20 protein-coding genes, 1 tRNA gene, 1 other RNA gene and 1 pseudogene are annotated in these 20,602 nt (G+C 69.8%); 12 read left to right on the plus strand and 11 right to left on the minus strand.

Annotation, left to right across the window (positions count from 1 at the left end):
* Position 1 precedes the first annotated feature (1 nt).
* The 5 genes from O7600_RS17365 to ffs all read right to left on the minus strand — a co-directional run bounded on the left by O7600_RS17365 (position 2) and on the right by ffs (position 5,937).
* Complete coding sequence (locus tag O7600_RS17365) at positions 2-1,663, minus strand: ABC transporter substrate-binding protein (protein WP_281588668.1); 1,662 nt, start codon at positions 1,661-1,663, stop codon at positions 2-4.
* 323 nt (positions 1,664-1,986) lie between these two features.
* Complete coding sequence (gene recR / locus O7600_RS17370) at positions 1,987-2,580, minus strand: recombination mediator RecR (RefSeq protein ID WP_099163331.1); 594 nt, start codon at positions 2,578-2,580, stop codon at positions 1,987-1,989.
* 8 nt (positions 2,581-2,588) lie between these two features.
* Entirely contained in the window at positions 2,589-2,897 is a 309-nt protein-coding gene (locus O7600_RS17375) for a YbaB/EbfC family nucleoid-associated protein (protein ID WP_281594185.1), read from the minus strand.
* Positions 2,898-3,004: 107 nt separating this feature from the next.
* Positions 3,005-5,740: a DNA polymerase III subunit gamma and tau gene (locus O7600_RS17380; protein ID WP_281588671.1), complete on the minus strand. Its 2,736-nt coding sequence runs from the start codon at positions 5,738-5,740 to the stop codon at positions 3,005-3,007.
* Between the two features lie 107 nt (positions 5,741-5,847).
* Positions 5,848-5,937, minus strand: an RNA gene (ffs, locus tag O7600_RS17385) — signal recognition particle sRNA small type.
* A gap of 80 nt (positions 5,938-6,017) precedes the next feature.
* Between ffs and O7600_RS17390 the strand changes: the two genes are divergently transcribed.
* Together O7600_RS17390 and O7600_RS17395 are read left to right on the plus strand one after the other, a co-directional pair.
* Positions 6,018-6,102, plus strand: a tRNA-Ser gene (locus O7600_RS17390).
* Between the two features lie 253 nt (positions 6,103-6,355).
* Complete coding sequence (locus O7600_RS17395) at positions 6,356-8,131, plus strand: glycosyl hydrolase (protein ID WP_281588673.1); 1,776 nt, start codon at positions 6,356-6,358, stop codon at positions 8,129-8,131.
* A 67-nt stretch (positions 8,132-8,198) separates the two neighbouring features.
* On the opposite strand, the gene O7600_RS17400 is transcribed toward O7600_RS17395, so the two are convergent.
* The 4 genes and pseudogenes from O7600_RS17400 to O7600_RS17415 all read right to left on the minus strand — a co-directional run.
* Positions 8,199-8,843 carry a response regulator transcription factor gene (locus O7600_RS17400; protein WP_281588675.1) on the minus strand — a complete coding sequence of 215 codons (645 nt, stop codon included), beginning with the start codon at positions 8,841-8,843 and terminating at the stop codon, positions 8,199-8,201.
* A gap of 14 nt (positions 8,844-8,857) precedes the next feature.
* Entirely contained in the window at positions 8,858-10,183 is a 1,326-nt protein-coding gene (locus tag O7600_RS17405) for a sensor histidine kinase (protein ID WP_281588677.1), read from the minus strand.
* Between the two features lie 17 nt (positions 10,184-10,200).
* The gene (locus O7600_RS17410; protein ID WP_281588679.1) at positions 10,201-10,971 is read right to left on the minus strand and encodes an ABC transporter permease subunit; all 771 of its coding nucleotides are present in this window, start codon (positions 10,969-10,971) and stop codon (positions 10,201-10,203) included.
* Positions 10,972-11,069: 98 nt separating this feature from the next.
* Positions 11,070-11,693, minus strand: a pseudogene (locus tag O7600_RS17415) (ATP-binding cassette domain-containing protein); the annotation flags it as partial.
* 162 nt (positions 11,694-11,855) lie between these two features.
* On the opposite strand from O7600_RS17415, the gene O7600_RS17420 reads away from it, so the two are divergent.
* The 10 genes from O7600_RS17420 (at position 11,856) to O7600_RS17465 (ending at position 18,876) form a co-directional block, all read left to right on the plus strand.
* Positions 11,856-12,470 carry a hypothetical protein gene (locus O7600_RS17420; RefSeq protein ID WP_281588683.1) on the plus strand — a complete coding sequence of 205 codons (615 nt, stop codon included), beginning with the start codon at positions 11,856-11,858 and terminating at the stop codon, positions 12,468-12,470.
* Positions 12,467-12,988: a hypothetical protein gene (locus O7600_RS17425; protein ID WP_281588685.1), complete on the plus strand. Its 522-nt coding sequence runs from the start codon at positions 12,467-12,469 to the stop codon at positions 12,986-12,988. Before O7600_RS17420 ends, O7600_RS17425 begins: the two co-directional genes overlap by 4 nt.
* Before the next feature lie 71 nt (positions 12,989-13,059).
* Positions 13,060-13,671, plus strand: coding sequence for a permease-like cell division protein FtsX (locus tag O7600_RS17430; RefSeq protein ID WP_281588687.1), 612 nt, complete (start codon positions 13,060-13,062; stop codon positions 13,669-13,671).
* Positions 13,668-14,252, plus strand: a complete 585-nt coding sequence (locus O7600_RS17435; protein ID WP_281588689.1) for a SigE family RNA polymerase sigma factor — start codon at positions 13,668-13,670, stop codon at positions 14,250-14,252. The genes O7600_RS17430 and O7600_RS17435 overlap by 4 nt, the downstream gene beginning before the upstream one ends.
* 355 nt (positions 14,253-14,607) lie before the next feature.
* Positions 14,608-14,841, plus strand: coding sequence for a hypothetical protein (locus O7600_RS17440; protein ID WP_281588691.1), 234 nt, complete (start codon positions 14,608-14,610; stop codon positions 14,839-14,841).
* Positions 14,842-15,076: 235 nt separating this feature from the next.
* Positions 15,077-15,607, plus strand: a complete 531-nt coding sequence (locus tag O7600_RS17445; RefSeq protein WP_281588693.1) for an RNA polymerase sigma factor — start codon at positions 15,077-15,079, stop codon at positions 15,605-15,607.
* Complete coding sequence (locus O7600_RS17450; protein WP_281588695.1) at positions 15,597-15,764, plus strand: hypothetical protein; 168 nt, start codon at positions 15,597-15,599, stop codon at positions 15,762-15,764. The genes O7600_RS17445 and O7600_RS17450 overlap by 11 nt, the downstream gene beginning before the upstream one ends.
* A 119-nt stretch (positions 15,765-15,883) precedes the next feature.
* Positions 15,884-16,843: an HNH endonuclease signature motif containing protein gene (locus tag O7600_RS17455; protein WP_281588697.1), complete on the plus strand. Its 960-nt coding sequence runs from the start codon at positions 15,884-15,886 to the stop codon at positions 16,841-16,843.
* A gap of 354 nt (positions 16,844-17,197) precedes the next feature.
* Positions 17,198-18,202: a hypothetical protein gene (locus O7600_RS17460; protein ID WP_281588699.1), complete on the plus strand. Its 1,005-nt coding sequence runs from the start codon at positions 17,198-17,200 to the stop codon at positions 18,200-18,202.
* A 29-nt stretch (positions 18,203-18,231) separates the two neighbouring features.
* Positions 18,232-18,876, plus strand: coding sequence for a hypothetical protein (locus O7600_RS17465; protein ID WP_281588701.1), 645 nt, complete (start codon positions 18,232-18,234; stop codon positions 18,874-18,876).
* Between the two features lie 119 nt (positions 18,877-18,995).
* Here the strand turns inward: O7600_RS17465 and O7600_RS17470 are convergent, their stop codons facing one another.
* Both O7600_RS17470 and O7600_RS17475 read right to left on the minus strand, forming a co-directional pair.
* Positions 18,996-19,691 carry an HAD family phosphatase gene (locus O7600_RS17470; RefSeq protein WP_281588704.1) on the minus strand — a complete coding sequence of 232 codons (696 nt, stop codon included), beginning with the start codon at positions 19,689-19,691 and terminating at the stop codon, positions 18,996-18,998.
* A complete protein-coding gene (locus O7600_RS17475; protein WP_281588706.1) occupies positions 19,688-20,554 on the minus strand; it encodes a GntR family transcriptional regulator in 867 nt (288 codons plus the stop codon). Before O7600_RS17475 ends, O7600_RS17470 begins: the two co-directional genes overlap by 4 nt.
* Positions 20,555-20,602 lie beyond the last annotated feature (48 nt).

Below are 20,602 nucleotides of genomic sequence, written 5' to 3' on the forward strand. Positions count from 1 at the left end.
ATCACTTGAACTCTGCGGTCGCGTACCGCTCGTCGGTGAGCGGGCTCGCCTTGATCCCGGTCACGTCCTTGCCGAACACGATCGCCGGCGGGGAGTGCGAGATCGGCACACCCGGCAGGAAGTCCATGATCGCCTTGTTGAGGGCCTTGTACTTCTCCGTCCGAGCCGCCGCGTCGGCGGTGGTGTCGGCGTCCTTGAACTGGGCGAAGAGCGCGGGGTTGTTGAAGCCCCACTCGTCCTTCGGCCGGTCGAAGAAGGTGCCGATGAAGTTGTACGCGTCGCCGTAGTCACCGGTCCAGCCGAGGAAGTGCAGGTCGTGCTTGCTGCCGGAGGTGGTGGCGTTGAGGTAGTCCGGGCTCCACTTGAGCGGGATGGCCTGGACGTTGATGCCGACCGCCTTGAGGTCCGCCGAGAGCAGCTCGAAGATGTCCTTCGGGTTCGGCATGTACGGCCGGGTGACCTCGGTCGGGTAGTGGAACTTCAGCGTCAGGTTCGTCGCGCCGGCCTCGGCCAGCAGCTGCTTGGCCTTCTCCGGGTTGTAGTCGTACTTGGTGACGTCGCCGTTCCAGCCCTCGACGGTGTCGGGCATGAAGTTCATCGCGACCTTGGCGCCCGGGGGCAGCTTCGAGTCGACCAGCGCCTGCCGGTTCAACGCGTACGCGATGGCCTGCCGGACCTTGATGTCGGCCAGCTTCGGGTTCCCCTTCTGGTTGATCGCCAGGTAGAGGATGTTGAAGGCCGGGCGGGTGAGGACGTTGAAGCCCTCCTTCTTCAGCGGCTCCACGTCCGCCGGACCGACCAGGTCGTAGCCCTGGATGTCACCCGAGCGGAGCGCCTGCTTGCGGGCGTTCTCGTCGGAGATGGTCTTGAAGATGATGGTCTTCAGCTTGGCCTTGTCGCCGTAGTAGTCGTCGTTGCGCTCGATGGTGAGCGTCTTGTTGGCGACGTCCCACGACTTGAACTTGAACGGCCCGGTGCCGGTGGGGTGCTCCATCGCGTACGACGGGTACTTGATGTCCTCGGCGGTGCCGGTGACGTTGCTGGCGTCGTACTGCTCCAGCGCCTTCGGGCTCTGGATCGAGAACGACGGCAGCATCAGCGCGGCCGGGATCTTGCTGGAGACCCGGGTGAACGCCAGGTCGACGGTGGTGGCGTCCTTGGCGGTGCAGGACTTGAAGAGGCTCGGCGGCAGGTCCGGGTTCTCGTTCTTGGCGAACCCGCCCATGACGTCCTGCCAGTACGCGGTCACGTCCGGGCTCTGCATGAGGCCCTTGGCGTTGTACCAGCGGTTGAAGTTGACGCAGACGGCTTCCGCGTTGAAGTCGGAGCCGTCGTGGAACTTGACGCCCGAGCGGAGCTTGAAGGTCCAGGTCGTGCCCGCCGCGTCCGGGGTCCAGGACTCGGCGAGGCCCGGCGTCACCTTGGTGCCACCCTCCTCGGGGCGGACCAGGGTCTCGAAGACCTGGCGGGCCACGCGCAGCGACTCACCGTCGCTGGCGAAGCTGGGGTCGAGCACCTTCGGGTCTCCGGCGACGCCGAAGACGAGGGTGTCCTTCTTGCTACCTCCGGAGCCACTGTCGCGGTCGCTCTCGGCGCAGCCTGCTACCGCGAGGGCCGCGACCGCGACGGCCGCGATCGCGACCTTCGGCCTGGGTGCACGCATGGTGCTTCACCTCGTCCTTGGGGGTACGGACAACGTGGTGACAGGGGTCACCGATGTGCGGTGACCTTAGCCCCAGGGCGGAGCATGCGGAAACGCCAGGGGGGCGGGTTGGTATCGGATCGTGTCTTTTCCGCAGCGAGGCATTGGATTCGAAGGAGATCGCTGCCGTTCACCGAATGTTCGTCGGCCTAAGAGCCGAATTTGTTACGTCGATCCGGTCCCGGAGGCTCGTACCTGTCAGATCGACGAGCGTCGGGAATCTGGTCCGGAGACACCGCCGGCGGGCACCCGAAGGGCACCCGCCGGAGGCGACACGACAGTTCTCAGACCGCTCGACGGCCCTCGAAGGCACGACCCAGCGTGATCTCGTCGGCGTACTCCAGGTCGCCGCCGACCGGCAGGCCACTGGCCAGCCGGGTGACCGCGATCCCCATCGGCTTGACCATCAGCGCCAGGTAGGTCGCCGTCGCCTCGCCCTCGGTGTTCGGGTCCGTGGCGAGGATCAGCTCGCGGACCGTACCGCTGCCCAGACGGGTCATCAGCTCACGGATCCGCAGGTTGTCCGGGCCGATGCCCTCCAGCGGATTGATCGCGCCGCCGAGCACGTGGTAGCGGCCGCGGAACTCGCCGGTCCGCTCGATCGCCACCACGTCCTTCGGCTCCTCGACCACGCAGAGCACCTCGTCGGTGCGCCGGGGGTCGCGGCAGATCCGGCACTGCTCGGACTCGGCCACGTTGTAGCAGGTCGTGCAGAACCGGACCAGGTCCTTGACCTTGCGCAGCGCGCCGGCCAGCCGGTTGACGTCGGCCGGATCCGCCGACAGCACGTGGAACGCGATCCGTTGGGCGCTCTTCGGGCCCACGCCCGGCAACCGGCCCAACTCGTCGATCAGGTCCTGGATGGCACCCTCGTACATCTGCCGACTCAGAACCCGGGCAGGCCGAGGCCGCCCATCCCACCCGCGACCGGGCCCATCTTCTTCTCGGTCAGCTCGCGGGCCGCCTCGGCGGCGTTGTGCACGGCCGCGACGACCAGGTCCTCCAGGGTCTCCACGTCCTCCGGGTCGACCGCCTTCGGGTCGATCTTGATCGCCTTCAGCTCACCGGTGCCGGCGACGGTGGCGGTGACCAGGCCACCGCCCGCGGTGCCCTCCAGCTCCGCCTCGGCCAACTCGGCCTGGGCCTGGGCGATCTGCTGCTGCATCTTCTGCGCCTGCTTCAGCATCTGCTGCATGTTCGGCTGTCCACCTGGGCGCACGGACCGCTCCTTCTCGCACTCGTCTGCTCGGCCGCGCCCAGCCTAGTCGGGCCACGGCACCGCTCCTCCGGGTCGACCCGCGCTCAGCGCGCGTCCACCTCGTTGATCTTCTCGGCCCCGAACGTCTCGCGCAGCAGCTGCACCGCCTGCTCCTCGCTGGACTGCCGGGCGGTCCGCTCGTCGATCACCTCGTCCAGCGGCTCGTCGCCCGGGTCGAAGCCCTCGTACGCCGGTGCCGCGGCCGCCGGCGCCCGACCACCCCGGACCGGCCCGTCGAAGTCCGGGTCGTAGGGCGGCTCACCGGCCCACTCCGCGTCTGCGGTCTTCCGCGCCGGCTGCGCGGCCCGCGTCCCCTTGCCGGGCCCACCGCCGGCCGCCGCGGCCGCCGCGGCCGCCCGGGCCGCCGCGATGGCGCTGTTCTTCGGCCCACCGCCGCCGGCCGGCGCCGCCGGGGGCGCGGCCGGCTTCGGTACGGCCGGAGCGGCGGTCGCGGTCGCCGTCACCCCGCCCGGACGGGCCGCCGCCGGCCAGTCCTCCCCGTCGACGGCGGGCGTTGCGGCGGGGGTACGCGCCGGCCCGGTGGCGCCACCGGGGCGCACCGGCTCCGGCCAGTCCTCCTCGTCGTCCTGCTTTCCGGCGCCCGGCGCACCCGCCGGCCCGCCGGCGCGGGTGCCATGGTCGTCGGCACGGTTGCCGTGCGCGGACCGGGTGCCCGAGTCACCGGTCGAGCCGGCCGGTGCGGCCCCGCCCGGCCCGGACGCCGGACGCGCGGCCCCGCCGTTTCCGGAGTCCGGACGGCCGCCGGCACCGTCGGACCCACCGGAGTCGGAACGTCCACCGGCACCGTGCGGGCCACCCGGGCCCGGACGCCCGTCGGCGGCGTCCGGCGTCCCGGAGTCGGGGCGCCGGCGGGCGGCGTCATCCGGACCGGAGGTGGCGGGGGCCGGGACGGCGTCGGCGGGGGCGCGGCTCGCACCGGACGGTCGGGACGGGCCGCCCAGCGAGGACGCGCCCCGCTCGCCGGCCACCTCGCACCGGATCTGCCAGCGGCCGCCCAACTCCTCGTAGAGCGCGTCGGTGAGCACGGCGGCGTGGTCGGCCATCATCTTCGCCAGCACCGTCGACTTCACGGTCAGCACCAGCGTGTCGCCGTCCAGGTCACGCACCACCGCGTCGCGCATCAGCGCGGCGATCCGCTTGTTGCTCCGGTTGACCTTGCCGACGACCTCCGGCCAGACCCGGCGCACCGCGACCGCGTCCAGCGCGCCGGGGTTCGCCGCGCCCGGCCGGGGCGGCTCGGGGGTGGCCGGGTCGGGCATCACCGACGAGGGCGGCACCGGGCGGCGGGCCGGGGCGGCCGGCGCACCGGCATCGGCCGTCGGGCCACCGGATGCGGCACCGGCCGCCGGGGCACCCGCCGCGGCACCGGAGGGAGCACCGGAGGCGCCGGGAAGGCCACCGCCCGCGGCGGCACCACGGGTGGAGCCGGCGGCCAGGGCGGCGGCACGGGCGGCGGCCGCACCGGTCGGGGCGTCGGCAGCCGCCGGCGCGCCGGCGGTCTCCGGGTGGACCGCGGCGGCAGCCGCGCCCGGGGCGGGCGTCGCCGGGCGTACCTCCGGGGTTCCGGTGGCGTGCGCGGCGGCCGGCTCGGCGCCGCCCAGGGTGAGCCGGCGCTCCATCCGCTCCAGGCGCTGGAGCAGGCCGCCGGACGAGTCGTCGACGCCGGGCAGGAGCATCCGGGCGCAGATCAGCTCCAGCAGCAGCCGGGGCGCGGTGGTGCCGCGCATCTCGACCAGGCCGTTGTGCACGATGTCGGCGCAGCGGGACAGCGTGGCCGGACCGAGCTGTTGGGCCTGCGCGGCCATCCGCTCGATCTGGTCGGCCGGGCCGTCGATGAGGCCCTTGGCTGCGGCGTCCGGCACCTGCTGGAGCACGATCAGGTCGCGCAGCCGCTCCAGCAGGTCGGTGGCGAACCGGCGCGAGTCGTGGCCGGCCTCGGCGACCCGGTCGACGGTGGCGTACGCGGCCGCGCCGTCCCCGGCGGCGAGCGCGTCGCACATCTCGTCGATCAGCGCGGAGTCGGTGACGCCGAGCAGCGCGGCGGCCCGGGCGTAGCCGACCCCCTCCGGACCGGCGCCGGCGATGAGCTGATCGAGCACGGAGAGGCTGTCCCGCATGCTGCCGCCACCGGCGCGCACCACCAGGGGGAAGACCGCCGGCTCGACGGTCACCCCCTCCGCCTCGCAGAGCTGCTCCAGGTAGGGCCGGACCACCTTCGGCGGGTAGAGCCGGAACGGGTAGTGGTGCGTCCGCGACCTGATCGTGCCGAGGACCTTCTCCGGCTCGGTGGTGGCGAAGATGAACTTGACGTATTCCGGCGGCTCCTCGACCAGCTTGAGCAGGGCGTTGAAGCCGGCCGACGAGACCATGTGCGCCTCGTCGATGATGTAGATCTTGAAGCGGCTGCGGGCCGGCGCGAAGAACGCCTTCTCGCGCAGCTCGCGGGCGTCGTCGACACCGCCGTGGCTGGCCGCGTCGATCTCGATCACGTCGATCGACCCGCCGCCGTCGGGGGCCAGCCCGCGGCACGAGTCGCACTGCCCGCACGGCTCGGGTGTGGGACCCTGCTCACAGTTGAGCGAGCGGGCCAGGATCCGGGCGCTGGAGGTCTTGCCGCAGCCGCGGGGGCCGGAGAAGAGATAGGCGTGGTTGAGCCGGCCGCTGCGCAACGCCTGGGACAGCGGCTCGGTGACCTGCTCCTGGCCGATCATCTCGGCGAACGTGCGCGGCCGGTACTTGCGGTAAAGGGCCAGTGCCACCCGTCCCGCCTCCTCTCGACCGAGCCATTCTGCGCCGGTCGGCTCCGGGTGACCACCCACCACCCCGTGACTCGACCCGAGGCGACGTTACCGGGACCCGGAGACAGAAAGGCCTCCCGTGCACCCGGCAGAGCTCGCTTATCCTTGCTGCCTTCCGGCCCTGGGGAGGTTCACGAGATACCGCCGCACGGGAGGTGGGACCAGCCTACCCGACGCCGTGTGGATCTTCCGGGAGGGTGGGGTGGCCCGCCGTCGGGGGACCTGTATCCTGGCTCGCGGAGGATTCGCCTAGAGGCCTAGGGCGCACGCTTGGAAAGCGTGTTGGGTTCACACCCTCACGAGTTCGAATCTCGTATCCTCCGCCGTCGACGAAGGGCCGGCACCTCGGGTGCCGGCCCTTCGTCGTATCCGGGCGCGGCCACCGTGCGACGGCGTCTTGACCGGTTCACAAACCTTCCCGTTCGACGACCGTTCGACAGGCATTGACAAAATTAACCGGTTAAGAAGACCATCGTTGATATCTTCGCCGGGTCGACCGCCGGAAGGGCAACCGACGGTCCGGCCCGTCCGGGCGGCGAGGACTCCCCGCACCCACCACCCGTACGGGAGTTCCTCATGAACCAGCGCACCCGCACGCGGGCGTGCCTGGCCGGGGCGGCGGCAGCCGTCACCGCGCTGGCCACCGCCCTCGTCACCACGCCACCCGCCCGGGCCGCCGCCGGCGCCTGCTCGGTGACCTGGCAGGTCACCAACGACTGGGGCGGCGGCGCCACCACCAACGTCACGATCACCAACACCGGTGCCGCCGTGAACGGCTGGACGCTGGGCTGGGCGTTCCCCGGCAACCAGGTGATCGGCGACATGTGGAACGCGACGAAGACGCAGTCCGGCGCGAACGCCACCGCCACGAACGTCTCCTACAACGCGGCCGTTCCGGCCGGCGGCACGGTCAGCTTCGGCCTCAACGTCACCTACACCGGGTCGAACCCGACCCCGACCGCGTTCACGTTCAACGGCGCGGCCTGCGGCGGCACCGCGCCGCCCAGCCCGACCGGCAGCCCCACGCCGAGTCCCACCGACGGCCCGACCCCGAGCCCGACGGTGGACCCGGACCCGACCACCACCCCCACCGGCAACCTCGCGCTGAACCGGCCGGTCACCGTCTCGTCGACGGAGAGCCCGAACGCCGCCGGCCAGGCGGTCGACGGCAACGGCGGCACCCGCTGGTCCAGCCTCTACGCCGACCCGCAGTGGATCCAGGTCGACCTCGGCGCCACGTACCCGATCACCACGGTGCGGCTGCGCTGGGAGGCGGCGTACGGCAGGGCGTACCAGATCCAGACCTCGACCGACGGCGCCACCTGGACCCCGGTGTTCAGCACCACGACGGGCGACGGCGGCACCGACGACGTCACGCCCGCCGGGGCCAGCGGCCGGTACGTCCGGATGTCCGGCACCGCACGCGGCACCGCCTGGGGCTACTCGCTCTACGAGTTCGAGGTCTACGCGGTGAAGCCGCCCGCCCCGCCCGGCCCGGACTGCGGCCAGGCGCCGGCCGACCCGCAGGCGAACTCGAAGGCCCGCAACCTGATCTGCTACCTGCGGACGCACACCTACGTCAGCGGCCAGACCGACCTGCCGGACGCGGACCGGGTGCAGCAGCTGACCGGCCGCTACCCGGCGATGGTGGCGTTCGACTTCATGGAGTACACCCGGGGCAGCATCCAGACCCAGCAGGTCATCGACTGGGCGAAGACGCGCAACGGCATCGTCGCGTTCCAGTGGCACTGGTACTGCCCGCGCGGCGGCAACTACTCCGCGCCCTGCGACTTCCAGCCCGACCTGAACAACCCGTCGTCGAAGCTCTACCAGGACATCGACCTGGTGGTCCGCGAGCTGAAGAAGATGGGTGACGCCGGGGTGCCGGTGCTGTTCCGCCCGCTGCACGAGGCGAACAACAACTACATGTGGTGGGCGAAGAAGGGTCAGGACGCCTACAAGCAGCTCTGGCGGCTGATCTACCAGCGGGCCCAGCTCGCCGGCGCGCACAACATCGTCTGGGTGTTCAACGGCATGGCCAGCGGCCAGGGCACCTCGCTGGCGTCCTGGTACCCGGGCGACGGCTACGTCGACCTGGTCACCTCCGACTACTTCCAGAGCGCCTCCGACTTCGCCACCACCAGGGCGGTCAGCGGCGCCAAGACCACCGGCGTCGCCGAGACGTTCAGCCCGCTCAACCCGAACTCCGACCCGGCGTGGCCGTACTTCGTGGTCTGGGCCTCGCGCGACTGGAACGGCAGCGGCAAGGACGTGGCCGGGCTGTGGCGCACCGCGATGGCCAACCCGAGGACCATCTCCATCGACCAGCTTCCCGACATGTCCGCGTGGTGACGACCTGACCGGCAGGGGGCCGGCCCGTCGAGGGTCCGGCCCCCCTGCTCGGGTACGTGACGTGACGTCAGCCGCCGAGGTGGCGGAGGACGGCCAGGACCCGGCGGTTGTCGCCTTCCGAGGACGGCAGCCCGAGCTTGGCGAAGATGTTCGCCACGTGTTTCTCCACCACGCCCGGCGTGATGACGAGCGCCGCCGCGATCCCGGCATTCGAGCGCCCCTCGGCCATCAGCGACAGCACCTCCCGTTCGCGCGCGGTCAGCGACGCCAGCCCGACGGTGTCCCGTCCGGCCCGCATCAGGTGGCCGACCACCTCCGGGTCCAGCGCGGTCCCGCCGGACGCCACCCGGGTCAGCGCCTCGACGAAGTCGGCGACGTCGGCCACGCGGTCCTTGAGCAGGTATCCGACGCCGGTCGGCCGGTCGGCGAGCAGACGGGTCGCGTACCGCGTCTCCACGTACTGCGAGAACACCAGCACACCGACCCGGGGATGGTCGCGTCGGACGTCGATCGCGGCGCGCAGCCCCTCGTCGGTGTGCGTCGGCGGCATCCGGATGTCGACGACGGCCACGTCCGGCTCGAACGCGGCGACCGCGGACCGCAGCGTCTCCGCGTCGGCCACCGCCGCGCACACCTCGAAGCCGCGGTCGGTGAGCAGCCGGACCAGTCCCTCGCGCATCATCGCGGCGTCCTCCGCGATCACCACCCGCATGCCGTCGCCTCCGTTCACGCGTGTGTGGGCAGGTCGATCTCGACCCGGGTGGGGCCGCCGGCCGGGCTGTGCACGCGCATCCGGCCGTCGACCACCGCGATGCGGCGGGTCAGGCCGGTCAGGCCGGGGCCCTCCGGGTCCGCGCCGCCCACCCCGTCGTCGACGACGGTCAGCCGCAGGCGCTCCTCGGAGCCGGCGACGCCGAGGCCGACCCGGCTGGCCCGGCTGTGCTTGGTCGCGTTGGCGAGCAGTTCGGCGGCGCAGAAGTAGGCGATCGTCTCGATCGCGGGCGCCGGGCGCTCGGGCAGGTCGACCGTCGTCTCGACCGGGACGGCGCTGCCCGTGGCGAGCGTCGCCAACGCGTCGCCGAGACCGTTGTCGAGCACCGGCGGGTGGATCCCGCGTACCAGGTCGCGCAGGTCCACGAGCGCCTCCTTGGCGCCCCGGTGGGCCAGCGCGACCAGTTCCCGGGCCTGCGCCAGGTCGGGGGGTGGGCCGTCGGCGCCGAGCTTCTCGGTCGCCATGCCGAGGTTCATCGCCAGCGTGGCCAGCCGGACCTGCGCGCCGTCGTGCAGGTCGCGTTCCAGCCGGCGCATCATCGTGGCCGCGTCGTCGATCGCGCGGGCCCGGCTGGCCTGGAGTTCGCGTACCCGCTCGGCGAGCCGGCGCGGGCCGAGCAGCCACCGCATCGCGGCCACGTCCGCCGCCGTGCCCGCCCGCATCAGCCAGGGCGCGACGAGCAGCATGGCGAGGCCGGCGGCGGCGATGAGGAACGAGCCGGCGAACGTGCGCGCACCCAGGGGACCGAACGGGGTCAGCGCCCACACCGGCCCGAGCCGGGTGCCGGGCGGGTGGTTGCGGAACAGCGGCCACCACAGCGGGTAGCTGAGGTTGACCGGGCCGACCAGATAGCAGAACGCCCCGTACCCCTGGGGGACGGCCAGCGGCACCTTGAGCAGGCCGTATCCGACAGCGCGCCAGCCGGGCCCGTCGGCGACCAGGGCGCCGATCCGGTTCGAGGGCCGCGGCGGCGGGGCGTCCACCCGCACGCCGAGCAGCCGGTACGCGAGCCGTCGGTGCACGTTTCCCGCCGCGCGTCCGATCGGGGCGGCCAGCACGACCAGGAGCGCGACGGTGAGCGGGAACAGGACCAGGAACAGCGGCGCGACCGTGGGTGCGGGCTGCTGGGACATGCCGCCGGTCGCCCAGAGGACGAGGGCGCCCAGGGCCGGCACGAGCGCCGGCGCGGCCAGGATCGCGACCGCGCTGACCACGCCGGTCACGCAGAACACCGCGTGGCGCAGCGCCAGCGTGGTGAACGGGGCTCGCAGCGCGGTCATCGGCCCATTGTCGCCTGTCACGAGTCGCGCCGGCGGAGCACGACGCCGCCGCAGACGACCGCCGCCACCGCGTAGCCGCCCATGAGCAGCACGCTGACCCACCCCGCGAACAGCCCGGGGGTCGGCGAGGTGACCGCGACGGAGTTGAGCAGCATCAGCAGCGGCACGAACCTGCCGACCGCGATCCCGCTCTCGCCGAACAGCCCGACCGCGAACGACGGTACGAAGACCAGGCCGAACAGTACGCCGATCGCCGCGCCGGAGTGCCGGAGGACCGCTCCGACGCCGACGCCGATCAGCGCGGTGGCGGCCAGGTAGCCGCCGGTCAGCAGGACCGCGCCCAGGATGTCGGGGTCGCTGAGCGGGGCGCCGGGGATGGCGGTGCCGCGGATCGCGAGTTGCCCGCCCAGGTAGCCGGCGAAGCTGGCCGCGAGTCCGACCGCGAGAGCCGCCCCGCCGGACACCGCGGCCTTCGCGGCCAGCACGGTCCGACGCCGGGGTACGGCGGCGAACGTCGACCGGATCTGCCCGGTGCCGTATTCACCGGTGACCGTCAGCACGCCGAGCGCGCCGAGGAGGAGTTGGGCCAGGATCGCCCCGCTCAGGCTGTTGTTCAGGATCTGGGCGGCGGTGGCAACCGGGGTGTGCGACCGGTAGCCGACTCCCACCCCGATCCCGGTCGCGGCCATCGCCACGACGGTCACCGCCGCCAGCCACCACGTGGACCGGACGCTGCGCAGCTTGACCCATTCCATCCGGGCCACGTGCCGGAATCCGTAGCCGGTCATGACACCTCCGTTCCGCGGTAGTCGGTGGTCTGCGAGGTGAGCCGGAGGAACGCGTCCTCCAGGTTGTCGTGCCCGGCCGCGAGGGCGGCGACGGTGGTCTCGGCCAGCAGCCGGCCCTGGCCGATGACCACCAGCCGGTCCGCGGTCAGTGCCATCTCGGCGATCAGGTGACTGGACACGAACACCGTCCGACCCTCGGCGGCGAGCCCGCGCAGCAGGTCCCGGATCCACCGGATGCCCTCCGGGTCCAGCCCGTTGACCGGTTCGTCGAGCAGGAGCACACCCGGGTCGCCGAGCAGGGCCACCGCCACGCCGAGACGCTGGCGCATACCGAGCGAGTACGTCCCGGTGCGCCGCGCCGCCGCATCGGACAGACCGACCGTGCGGAGCACCCGCTCGACCCGGGATCCGGGGATGTCGTTGCTCGCGGCCAGCGCGGCCAGGTGTGCCCGGCCGCTGCGGCCGGGGTGGAACGCCCCGGCGTCGAGCAGCGCACCGACGGTCCTCAGAGGCCAGGTGAGGTCCGCGTACCGGACGCCGCCGATCAACGCCTCGCCGTGGTCCGGGGAGTCCAGGCCGAGGATCATGCGCATCGTCGTCGACTTGCCGGAGCCGTTCGGGCCGAGGAAGCCGGTGACGACCCCCGGTCGAACCTCGACGGTCAGCCCGTCCACGGCGACCCGGCCCCCGTAGCGTTTGGTCAACTCACGTAGTTCGATCATGTCATTGACGCTAGGCAGCGCCATCGGTCGCCAGAAGGCGGAAACCATCCGACTCCGTCCGGGGGTTTTCCACCCCCCGCCCCCGGTAACGTCTCGGGACACGCGGAAGGAGGCGGTCGTACACATGTTCTATCCACAGGCTGTGGATGCCGAGGGGATCGGATGAGTTACCAGCTCAGCGCCGTGGTCGCCGACGTCGAGCTGCTCCGCGAGCGGACCGCCGACCTGGACCACGCGGTGCTCGCCGCGCTCCGCCAGGACTTCGCGCTGCTGCCGGTCACTCCGCAGCTGGTCGAGGAGCTGACCGGCCGGCTGCCGGACTTCGCCGCCGACGACCCGTGCGCCGAACGCCCGTTCCGGCTGGTCCTCTCGCCCGCGCTGGCGGAACTGCTGGCCGGCTGGTCGAACAACGGGCCGGTGGCCTACCTGGAGGCGGAGTTCGCCGGCGGGCTCGGCCACCAGTCCGCGGTGGTCTGGCTGGGCGGCGACGTGAGCTGGGGGCCGCGCTACGACCAGGCGCTGGACCGGCCGCGCGTCGAGTGGCCGATCAACACGGCGCTGGCCCGGCTGGGCGCCGAGCCGGGCGCGTGGATCGACCCGTTCGCCGAGCTGGGCCTGCACCTGGAGCGCGACACCGAGGGCTGGCTGGCGCACGGCCGGCGCGGGCTCTCCGCCGACTACTGGGACGAGCTTGCCGAGGAGTGGGAACTGCGCCAATCCGACCCGCACCAGCAACCTCGACGCCCCGGTCCCGTTGTGGACTGGGGGATTGCATGAAACTACGACAATTCGGCTTTATTGCCACACTGACGGCAGCCGCGTCCATCGCCGGCAGCGGTGTCCATCCACAGTGGCCGGTCCGGCCGGTCGGCGCCACCGAGGTGGTCAGCCTGGACGGCCTGCGCAACGCGGAGTTCGGCGACACCGAGGAGGACCTCACCCGGCGCGGCCTCCTGCACACCGACGAGGAGGCCTGCGGGCCCACGCTCACCGGGCTCGGCTCGGTCAGCCCGATCTTCGTCGACGACCGGCTCGTCCTGCTCTGGCTCGACGACCCGATGAGCACGCCGGAGGGGATCAGCGCCGGCACACCAGTCGCCGACGTCCGGTCCGCGTACCCCGGCGCGAACGCGCTGCCGGCGCCGCCCGGCAGTCACCGCTTCGCCGGGCTGCTCGCCCGCGACGGCGATCGCGCGTACCTGTTCCTGCACGACGGCGTCACGGTCCGAAAGATCATCGCCGGGTACGCGGACTGGGCGCGCCGCCTCTTCGACGAGGGCTACGGCCCCTGCTGACCCGGATGTGACCGATTCGGCATCCCGACCAGTCCTTTGAGAGGGAAGCCATCGGACACCAGGAGCGAGCTGTGGACCAGAACCTGCACGTGCTCTTCGAGCGGGCACTCGGCGTCGAACCCGCGCCCCCGACCGGGGAACTGGCCCGGGAGGTCATGGTGGCGGGAACCGCGCTGCGGCGCAGGCGTGGTCTGCTCGCGGGCGGTGCGGCAGCCGGCTTCGTCGCGGTCGCCGCGACCCTGGTCGCCCTGAACCTTGCGCCCTCGTCGACGGAGCCGGTGTCGCCGGTGGTCGCGGCGGGCGCACTGATGCCCTCCACGGGGCCCACCTGTGACCGGCGATGGGGGTACGAGGCGGCCGACGTCCGCGTTTTCCTGCGGCAGGAGATCACCGATCAGCAACGCATCGACCTGCAGGAGGCGCTCCGCGCGGATCCGCTCGTGCGGAGCGTGACGTTCCAGAGCCACGACGAGGCCTACGCCAGGTTCAAGGAGATCTACAAGGACAGTCCGGACCTCGTCAACGCGGTCAAACCGGAGCAGATACCTGAGTCGTTCCAGGTCACCTTGGCCAGAGCCGCGGACTTCCCCCGGCTCGTGGCGAACTTCCGCGAGACCGGCGGCGTCGACCAGATCCTGGGCGGTCCGTGCCCCAGGCGCTCCGGTTCCGGGGAGGGTGAGTGAGCAGCGGGCACATCGACGTGTGCGCCACGCCACCCACCGAACGGCCGGCCGGTCCGCTGGCCCGGTGGAGCGCCGCCCGCCGTCGTGAGCGCAGCACCCGGGACGAGGACTTCAGCGCGTTCGTCGCCGCGACCGCACCCCGGCTGAGACGGACCGCCTACCTCATGTGCCGGGACTGGCACCTCGCCCAGGACCTGACCCAGATCACGTTTGTCAAGATGTACGCCTCCTGGGGCCGGATCCGGCACGCCGCGAACCTCGACGCGTACAGCCGTCGGGTGCTCATGAACGCCGTCTTCGACCAGCGAAGCCGGCGCAGCGACACCGAGGTGGTCTGCGCCGACCTGCCCGAACGGCCGCAACCCGTAGCGACGACCGACCTGCACGTCGCATTGATGTCCGCACTGGCGACACTGCCGATCCGGGACCAGGCGATCGTGGTGCTGCGGCACTGGGAGGACCAGAGCGTCGCCACCGTCGCCAGGATCCTGGGGATCTCCGCCTCGGCGGTGAAGATGCGCGACGCCCGGGCACTGGGACGGATCCGCACACTGCTCGGCGACGACTTCACCGGGAGCTGACCCGGAACGCGGAACGCCCGGTGCGATCCTCACGGATCGCACCGGGCGTTCTCGCCGTTCACGAGCGGTGGCGGCGGGATTTGAACCCGCGGAGGGCGTAAACCCTCACACGCTTTCGAGATCTGCGACCACACGTCCGGACCAGTTCGACAGCGCACATGACCAGCAGTTCGGCCGCCCGTCGGACTGTCGTGAACGCCCGTGTACGGCAACGAATGAGACCGCAGCTGAGACCGCCCATCTCGGCGGCTTCTGAGCCACGATTAGTGATCGGGCGCTTGGCGGTTGCACGTCATGACCTCACTTGGCACTTCACTTACGAGCCTCCCGCGCGGGTGGCAGGTAGGAGAATCAGGTGCCCGAGACGGTGAACGGCTCCACGGATCTCGTCAACAGGGAGACGGCGGGCGAGCCGGCCGAGTCGCAGCGCGAGGGGCGCGACGATACCGGCAAGCTCGTGGTGGTGATGAACGCGGCGTTGGTCGGAGTGCCGTCCGCCTACGCGGTGTCGAACTCGCTGGCCGTCACCGCCGTTGCCGCCGTGTTGGCAGTCGTCATGGTCATCGCGCTCGCGGTCCGAGTCCGGTGACCTCCAGTGCGGCCAAGATTTCTTGTCGAGCCGTTGCACGCTGAGCCCTCGCGCGGTACTCAACTGACGAAGACCAGGTAGCTGGCCATTGGCCGTCGTCGCGCACGACGACCGATGGGCGCCGACCTGGGCGCTTGCGCGACCGGATGGCCCGGTCGCAGAAATGAAAGGTGATCTATATGCGCAAAGCGGAGCAAACTCTCTGGACTCGCCAGAGAGAACGGAGGAGCGAGACATGCCGTCGCAGACCGACATCCAGCACACCCTGCAGCAGTTGGCCGACTTCCCCGTCTACTACGAGGGCGACTACAAGCCCCTGGTCGGGCTGCTGATTCGTTGGGGTGCCTCTCAGCATGAGGCCGAGGACGTCGCCCAGGAGGCGATGCTCGCTACGTTCACGAGCTGGCTGACCATCCAGTCACCGAAGGCGTTCGCTCGCAAAGCCGCTTACCGCATCCTGCTCCGTAGCTGGAAGGTCTCTGAGCGTGAGGACTGTGCGGCGAGGCGCGTCGCGCAGGACGCCATCGTGGAGGCGTTCGATGCCAACGAGGACCTGGCGGAGTACCAGCGCATGATGCGGGTACTGCCACACGCCCAGCGTGTGGTGTTCGAGCTGCACCACGACGGCTACGGCTACGCCGAGATCTCGGAGATCACCGGGCAGCAGCGCGAGACGGTGCGCTCGAACGTGCGCCATGCCCGTCAGAAGCTCGTCCGCATGATGGAGCGTGAGTCGCCCCGGAGGGAGGCAACCCATGGACCATGACAAGGAGCAGAAACTCGACCAGCTCATGGACGGGGCGTCCACGTCCATCTTGAAGTCCCTGGACGCCACGGTCGACGTCGAGCAGCGCCTGCGGGAGCTGTTGCGCCGAGCCGGCGTCGACCCCGACTTGGTGCCGGCGACCAGGCGCAGCCGGTAACTGCACCACTGATTGCAGGGCCCCGCTCGCGCGGGGCCCTGCAGACCGCCGGCGGGGCATGTCTCCGACGCACCCTCCCGCTAGATTGCTCTCCTAGGGACGGGGAGGGGTGACCGAGGGTGGCTGTCTCTGATGGTCAGCCGAAGGCGTGGCTGATGCTCGCCGTGGGTGCGGATCGACAGCACGGTGGTAACGACGGGTACGACGACGACCCGGACGCTCACTACAGCTGGGACGCCACCGTTCCGAACGCCCGAGCCGTAGCTGTCGGCGACCGGATCGTCCTGTGGGACAAAGAAGCGGTCATCGGCGCATCCGTCATCGAGGGAATCGAGACGGGCCAAGCGGAGAAGATCCTCTACCGGTGCCCACGCTGCAACGGGGCGAACATCAAGAGACGCAAGCGCGAATCACCCCCGTTCCGGTGCTTCCCGTGCTCGGACACGTTCCCCATAGCCTCGACCCGGGTGGAACGGGTTGAGACCTTCAGGTCACGCCACGACGCCAACTGGGTTGACCTCGGGCGCTGCCTCGACGGACCAACCCTGCGCAGCCTCTGCGTCTCCCCGAAGTCCCAGCTCAGCATGCGGCCACTGCGATGGGACGCATTCTCTGAGGCACTGCGCAGCGTCGGCAGGGCGCGAGGGGCGGCGTTCCTCGATGAGGCAGCGCCTTGGGTGCAGTCGCAGCCAGGCGGGCACCGACAGGCCAGGGTGCGTGTCCGCGTCGGCCAAGGCGGATTCAGGGAACGCCTGCTTGCGGTGCAGGGGACGGTATGTGCATTCACCGGGCCAGGCCCCGCCGCTGCACTGGAAGCAGCTCATCTGTACAGCTACGCAGCCGTCGGCCAGCACCACGACGACGGTGGCCTGCTGCTGAGACGAGACGTCCACCGGCTTTTTGACCAAGGGGACATTGCAGTGGACCCGCGCACCCTGACGATCAGCCTGCGGGATGAACTACTCAGCTATCCGGGCTACGCGCCTCTGCACGGCCAGTCGCTCGCGACGAAGCTGGACCGCGGACAAGTGGCCTGGATCGAGAAGCACTGGAGCCAGCACCGGCCGGACGGGCACTGACCAAGCGGAGATATGCGAGGCGGACGATTAGGAGCGGCCGGCCTGGCTCGCCGGCCGCCACCACTCTGCGTCTCGGTCCTAGCTGGACCAACCCGGTTTCCAAGTCTGCTCCTGTCCGTTCAGTCCAGTTCCAGAGCGGGCGTGAACAGGATGGATGGCCTCTGAGCCGTCTGCTGCGGACGTCGCTGCACAGGGCGCCGAACGAGACGGAGGTTGAGACGGAACCGGGCTCGCTTGCCGCCCCGTTTCCCGCTGGCCCGGCTGGACGCGTTGCTGACCGTCCTAGGTGTAGTGCCTTCTTGACTCCAACCGGTAACGTATCGAAGACCCAAGGTAGATGCCCTCGCGGCCTCGATGCTGCTCGCCTTGATCGGAGTTGTTGTGCCCCGCTACGGCTACAGGCTCTTCACTGTCAGGCTACGTGCTGGCAGCCGCCACGCCGATCTTGACTTCGGTAACCTGGAAGAATCGCACTTCCTTGACGTGCTGAAGCCCGACCTTACTTCGCGCCTCAGTGAGAACGTCAAGTTGCCAGATCCGCCCAAAATCACTGAGGACGGCAGCCAGGTCCCGCCGAGCGGAAATGTGATCCGTTATACACAGGTCGACAGGGTGTCCAACAATTTGAAATTTAAGTTCCTGTACGGAACCTATGGCGAGGACGGCACCCTAATTGACCCTGACGGGGTTAACGGCGATCAAGACATCACCAACCTTGCGGTCACTAACCCTTATCGCAGCGTGCTAGTCACGCCCGATTCTGGTTTCGTCGCGTTGCTCGCGGTCGAGGTGCGGGGGCGCACCTGCCCGTACAGGCGGGTCATCAAGGGTTTCGACGTCATCGGAGAAGGACGATACCGGCTCAAGGTAGAGGAGGGCATCGCGGATCAAGCCGCCGTGGCGGACTTTATCCGCAACGGAATCGTCAAGGAACTTGAAGTTGTCCGCTACTCGCGGGCAAGCGATGACGACCCCGTAGTGGAAGACATCACACTGAAAGTCGGCATTTCTGGAGGCTCGTCGCTGCAGACAAGCTTGCAGCAGAGAGCCTTGGACTGGTGGCAGCGCCGTAGAAACCAAGACAGCGAAGCATCTGACCTCGGTCAGCTCGCCAACGAATTAGCGGCAATCGCTGTCGGGAGAAGGATACCGGTCGAATTTGAGGACAGCGTCCTACGAGTGGAGGGCGCCAATCAGAGGAGCAAAAGCCTTCGCCCAGCGCAGGACATCACGGAGTGGATCTACGATCTAGGTGCGTCGCCGGTATCGGACGATAACTTTTATCGGCAAGTGATTGATACGGCCGAAGTGTTGCTTCCGAACCTAGCATTGGGCTCAGGTGTCGTACCCCCAGAGTAGGCTCTAGAAGGCCACTGGGGAGGTACGCCATGCGAGAGAGCATTCTCGACCGATTCGACCTTCGCCCGCTAATTCGCGATCATTTCCGATCGATGCAGCTACCCAATGCTTCGCCCGACTGGGCAGCACGGTCGATCGTGGTTCTCGTGCCCGTAGTCGTGGGTGTTCTGTCGTATCTCAGAGGGTGGCGTCTCACGGACCCGAGCGCCATTTCAGGGGCAAGTGCGTTGATTGCAGGAATTATGTTCGGCGCATTTACGCAGCTTGCTGCTTTCCGTGATCGAATCGAGGGTCGACGGCCGTTCGACGCGACAACGAGGAGGCACTTCCGCGAAACGGCCGCTCACCTGATGGCGGGGGCCCTAGCGTCAGCACTAGAGGCTGCCGTGCTGGTAGTCGCCTCGGGCATCAGGCCCAACCCGGACGCCAAGTTGGACCGCGTCGCAACCTGTGTCGTTTTGGCGCTTGGTAGCTACGTCCTAGTCTTGTTCATCATGGCAATTCGTCGGATGTACTCGGCATACCTGAGGGTTTTTGAAGGTGGTCAGTACCTTCGTTCGGATAAGGCGAGGGCGAGGCAAAGGCGAGAGCAGCTTCAGGAGCAAGCGCAGGAGCAGGCAGCCATTGCGGATATTGATGCATCAGCCTCTAACTTGCGGCCCGGCGACCTTTGATTAAAGAGTGATGCAGTATCTCCTACTTGCGAGGCGATTCAGCTGCCTGAACGACTCCGCCGCCCAGCCGTCATCAACCGGTAACCCGCGATGCCGTTTGCCCTTGGACCGTTCTGCCACTAACCCCCCGGGCGTTCAATCAGCAGGCGTGCGAGCTCGCCCATGCTAGTAATGACTACGTCCGCTCCGGCCGCCTGGAATGCGGCAAGCTTGGCCGGCCGGTTGGCGTATCCAATTACCCGCGTCCCGGCCGCCCGCGCCCCCTCGATGTCCGACATCGAGTCACCAACTAAGAGGCACCGGTGCGGCGGCTCCGCGAGGGCTTGCACAGCTTCCAGGATCGGCGCAGGGTTCGGCTTCATACGGGCCGGATCGGCGTAAGCCCGGCCAACTACCAGAGACACATGCGCGGCGAGCCGGCGTGCTGACAAGTAGGCATCTACCGCGCCCGCCGAGTTGTTGCTGACCATCGCCACCGGTAAGCCGGCCTGCCGGGCCGCCACGACCGCCTCTCGGCCATACGGCGTCGGTTCAGCAGTCTCGACGGCGCGGCGCTCGGCCGCACAAAGAGCAGCCTCTACCGCCCGAGTGACGCCCTGGTCGCCGGTCGCCCCGGTACGGCGTAGCACCTCAAGCGGGTCCGGCTCGCTGGCGAGGTCCGGCGGTACATCGACCCCGCACCGCCGCAGCACGTCGACCAGCTCAGCCGCAACCTGCGGCGCCGGGTATCCGGCGAAGATGCTGCACACCGGGCCGTCGAAGTCGAGCAACACCGCGCCCACCTCGCCGAGCAGCCGGCCGAGGTCGGCGCTCATCCGTCGTACCGGTAGGCGATGGTCGACCACACGGAGTCGAACCATTGGCGGGACGCCTCCAGGAACTGCGTGCCGTGCGAGGCGTCATCGTCGGTCACCGCGTAGTGGAACAGCGGCACGTCCTTGCCCATCAGGTCGTAGATCGCCATGGGCTCGCCCTTGATCGAGACGGTGCGCTCCACGACCGGGTAGAAGCCGTAGAAGACCTCCTCGTTGTTCAGGATGTAGAGCTTGAACAGCGGGGACGCTCGGTGCACCCGCACCTCAACCGTGGCCGACCGAATGAGGCCGAGGTCGCCCAGCTCGGCGACCTGGTCGATGATGCCGTCTGCCGCCCGCCGCGTGATGCGCTCCGCACGCTCGCGTACCGCCGGGTCATCGGCCTGTGTCTCGGCCCGCGACGGCAGCGCCATCGGGACCGTCATGTCGGAGATCAGGACGCGCACCGCGATCGTCTCCGGCGCGAGGCGGCCGACGCGCACCTTGTCGAGCGCTTCGGCGAGCGCATCGCGCAGTGTCTCGCCGGAGAACCCGGCGAAGTCGATCGTGACGTGCGGCCGCTCGAACGCGGCTTCAATGTGTGGACGCAGCTCAACGGCTCGCTGCGTCTGCGCCCGTACGAACGCGCCGCTGCCCTGCCGGGTCACGATCAGCCGCTCTGTCCGTAGCAGCTCCAATGCCCGCTTGACCGTCTCCCGCGCCACGCCGTAGCGGGCGGCTAGCTCGGGCTGTGAGGGCAGCTTGTCGCCTGGCAGAAGCCGGCGCGTGAGGATGGCCGCCCGCAGCTTGTTCGCGATCTGCTGCGAAGCCTGTTTGGGGTCGTCGGGATCTAGCTGACCGAGGAAGTCAAGGTTCTCGCTCACCCGCTCACGGTAGCGCTGACTAGCCAAGTTAGGAAAGTTCGCCGCGCT

This window comes from Micromonospora sp. WMMA1998 (genome assembly GCF_027497375.1).
GTDB classification, from domain to species: domain Bacteria; phylum Actinomycetota; class Actinomycetes; order Mycobacteriales; family Micromonosporaceae; genus Micromonospora; species Micromonospora sediminicola.

What these genes read in the sequence shown, in the direction of transcription:
- O7600_RS17365 (WP_281588668.1), bottom strand. Translation starts at nt 1,663, where the DNA reads ATGCGTGCACCCAGGCCGAAGGTCGCGATCGCGGCCGTCGCGGTCGCG.
- recR (WP_099163331.1), bottom strand. Translation starts at nt 2,580, where the DNA reads ATGTACGAGGGTGCCATCCAGGACCTGATCGACGAGTTGGGCCGGTTG.
- O7600_RS17375 (WP_281594185.1), bottom strand. Translation starts at nt 2,897, where the DNA reads ATGCAGCAGATGCTGAAGCAGGCGCAGAAGATGCAGCAGCAGATCGCC.
- O7600_RS17395 (WP_281588673.1), top strand. Translation starts at nt 6,356, where the DNA reads ATGAACCAGCGCACCCGCACGCGGGCGTGCCTGGCCGGGGCGGCGGCA.
- O7600_RS17400 (WP_281588675.1), bottom strand. Translation starts at nt 8,843, where the DNA reads ATGCGGGTGGTGATCGCGGAGGACGCCGCGATGATGCGCGAGGGACTG.
- O7600_RS17405 (WP_281588677.1), bottom strand. Translation starts at nt 10,183, where the DNA reads ATGACCGCGCTGCGAGCCCCGTTCACCACGCTGGCGCTGCGCCACGCG.
- O7600_RS17410 (WP_281588679.1), bottom strand. Translation starts at nt 10,971, where the DNA reads ATGACCGGCTACGGATTCCGGCACGTGGCCCGGATGGAATGGGTCAAG.
- O7600_RS17420 (WP_281588683.1), top strand. Translation starts at nt 11,856, where the DNA reads ATGAGTTACCAGCTCAGCGCCGTGGTCGCCGACGTCGAGCTGCTCCGC.
- O7600_RS17425 (WP_281588685.1), top strand. Translation starts at nt 12,467, where the DNA reads ATGAAACTACGACAATTCGGCTTTATTGCCACACTGACGGCAGCCGCG.
- O7600_RS17445 (WP_281588693.1), top strand. Translation starts at nt 15,077, where the DNA reads ATGCCGTCGCAGACCGACATCCAGCACACCCTGCAGCAGTTGGCCGAC.
- O7600_RS17450 (WP_281588695.1), top strand. Translation starts at nt 15,597, where the DNA reads ATGGACCATGACAAGGAGCAGAAACTCGACCAGCTCATGGACGGGGCG.
- O7600_RS17460 (WP_281588699.1), top strand. Translation starts at nt 17,198, where the DNA reads ATGCTGCTCGCCTTGATCGGAGTTGTTGTGCCCCGCTACGGCTACAGG.
- O7600_RS17465 (WP_281588701.1), top strand. Translation starts at nt 18,232, where the DNA reads ATGCGAGAGAGCATTCTCGACCGATTCGACCTTCGCCCGCTAATTCGC.
- O7600_RS17470 (WP_281588704.1), bottom strand. Translation starts at nt 19,691, where the DNA reads ATGAGCGCCGACCTCGGCCGGCTGCTCGGCGAGGTGGGCGCGGTGTTG.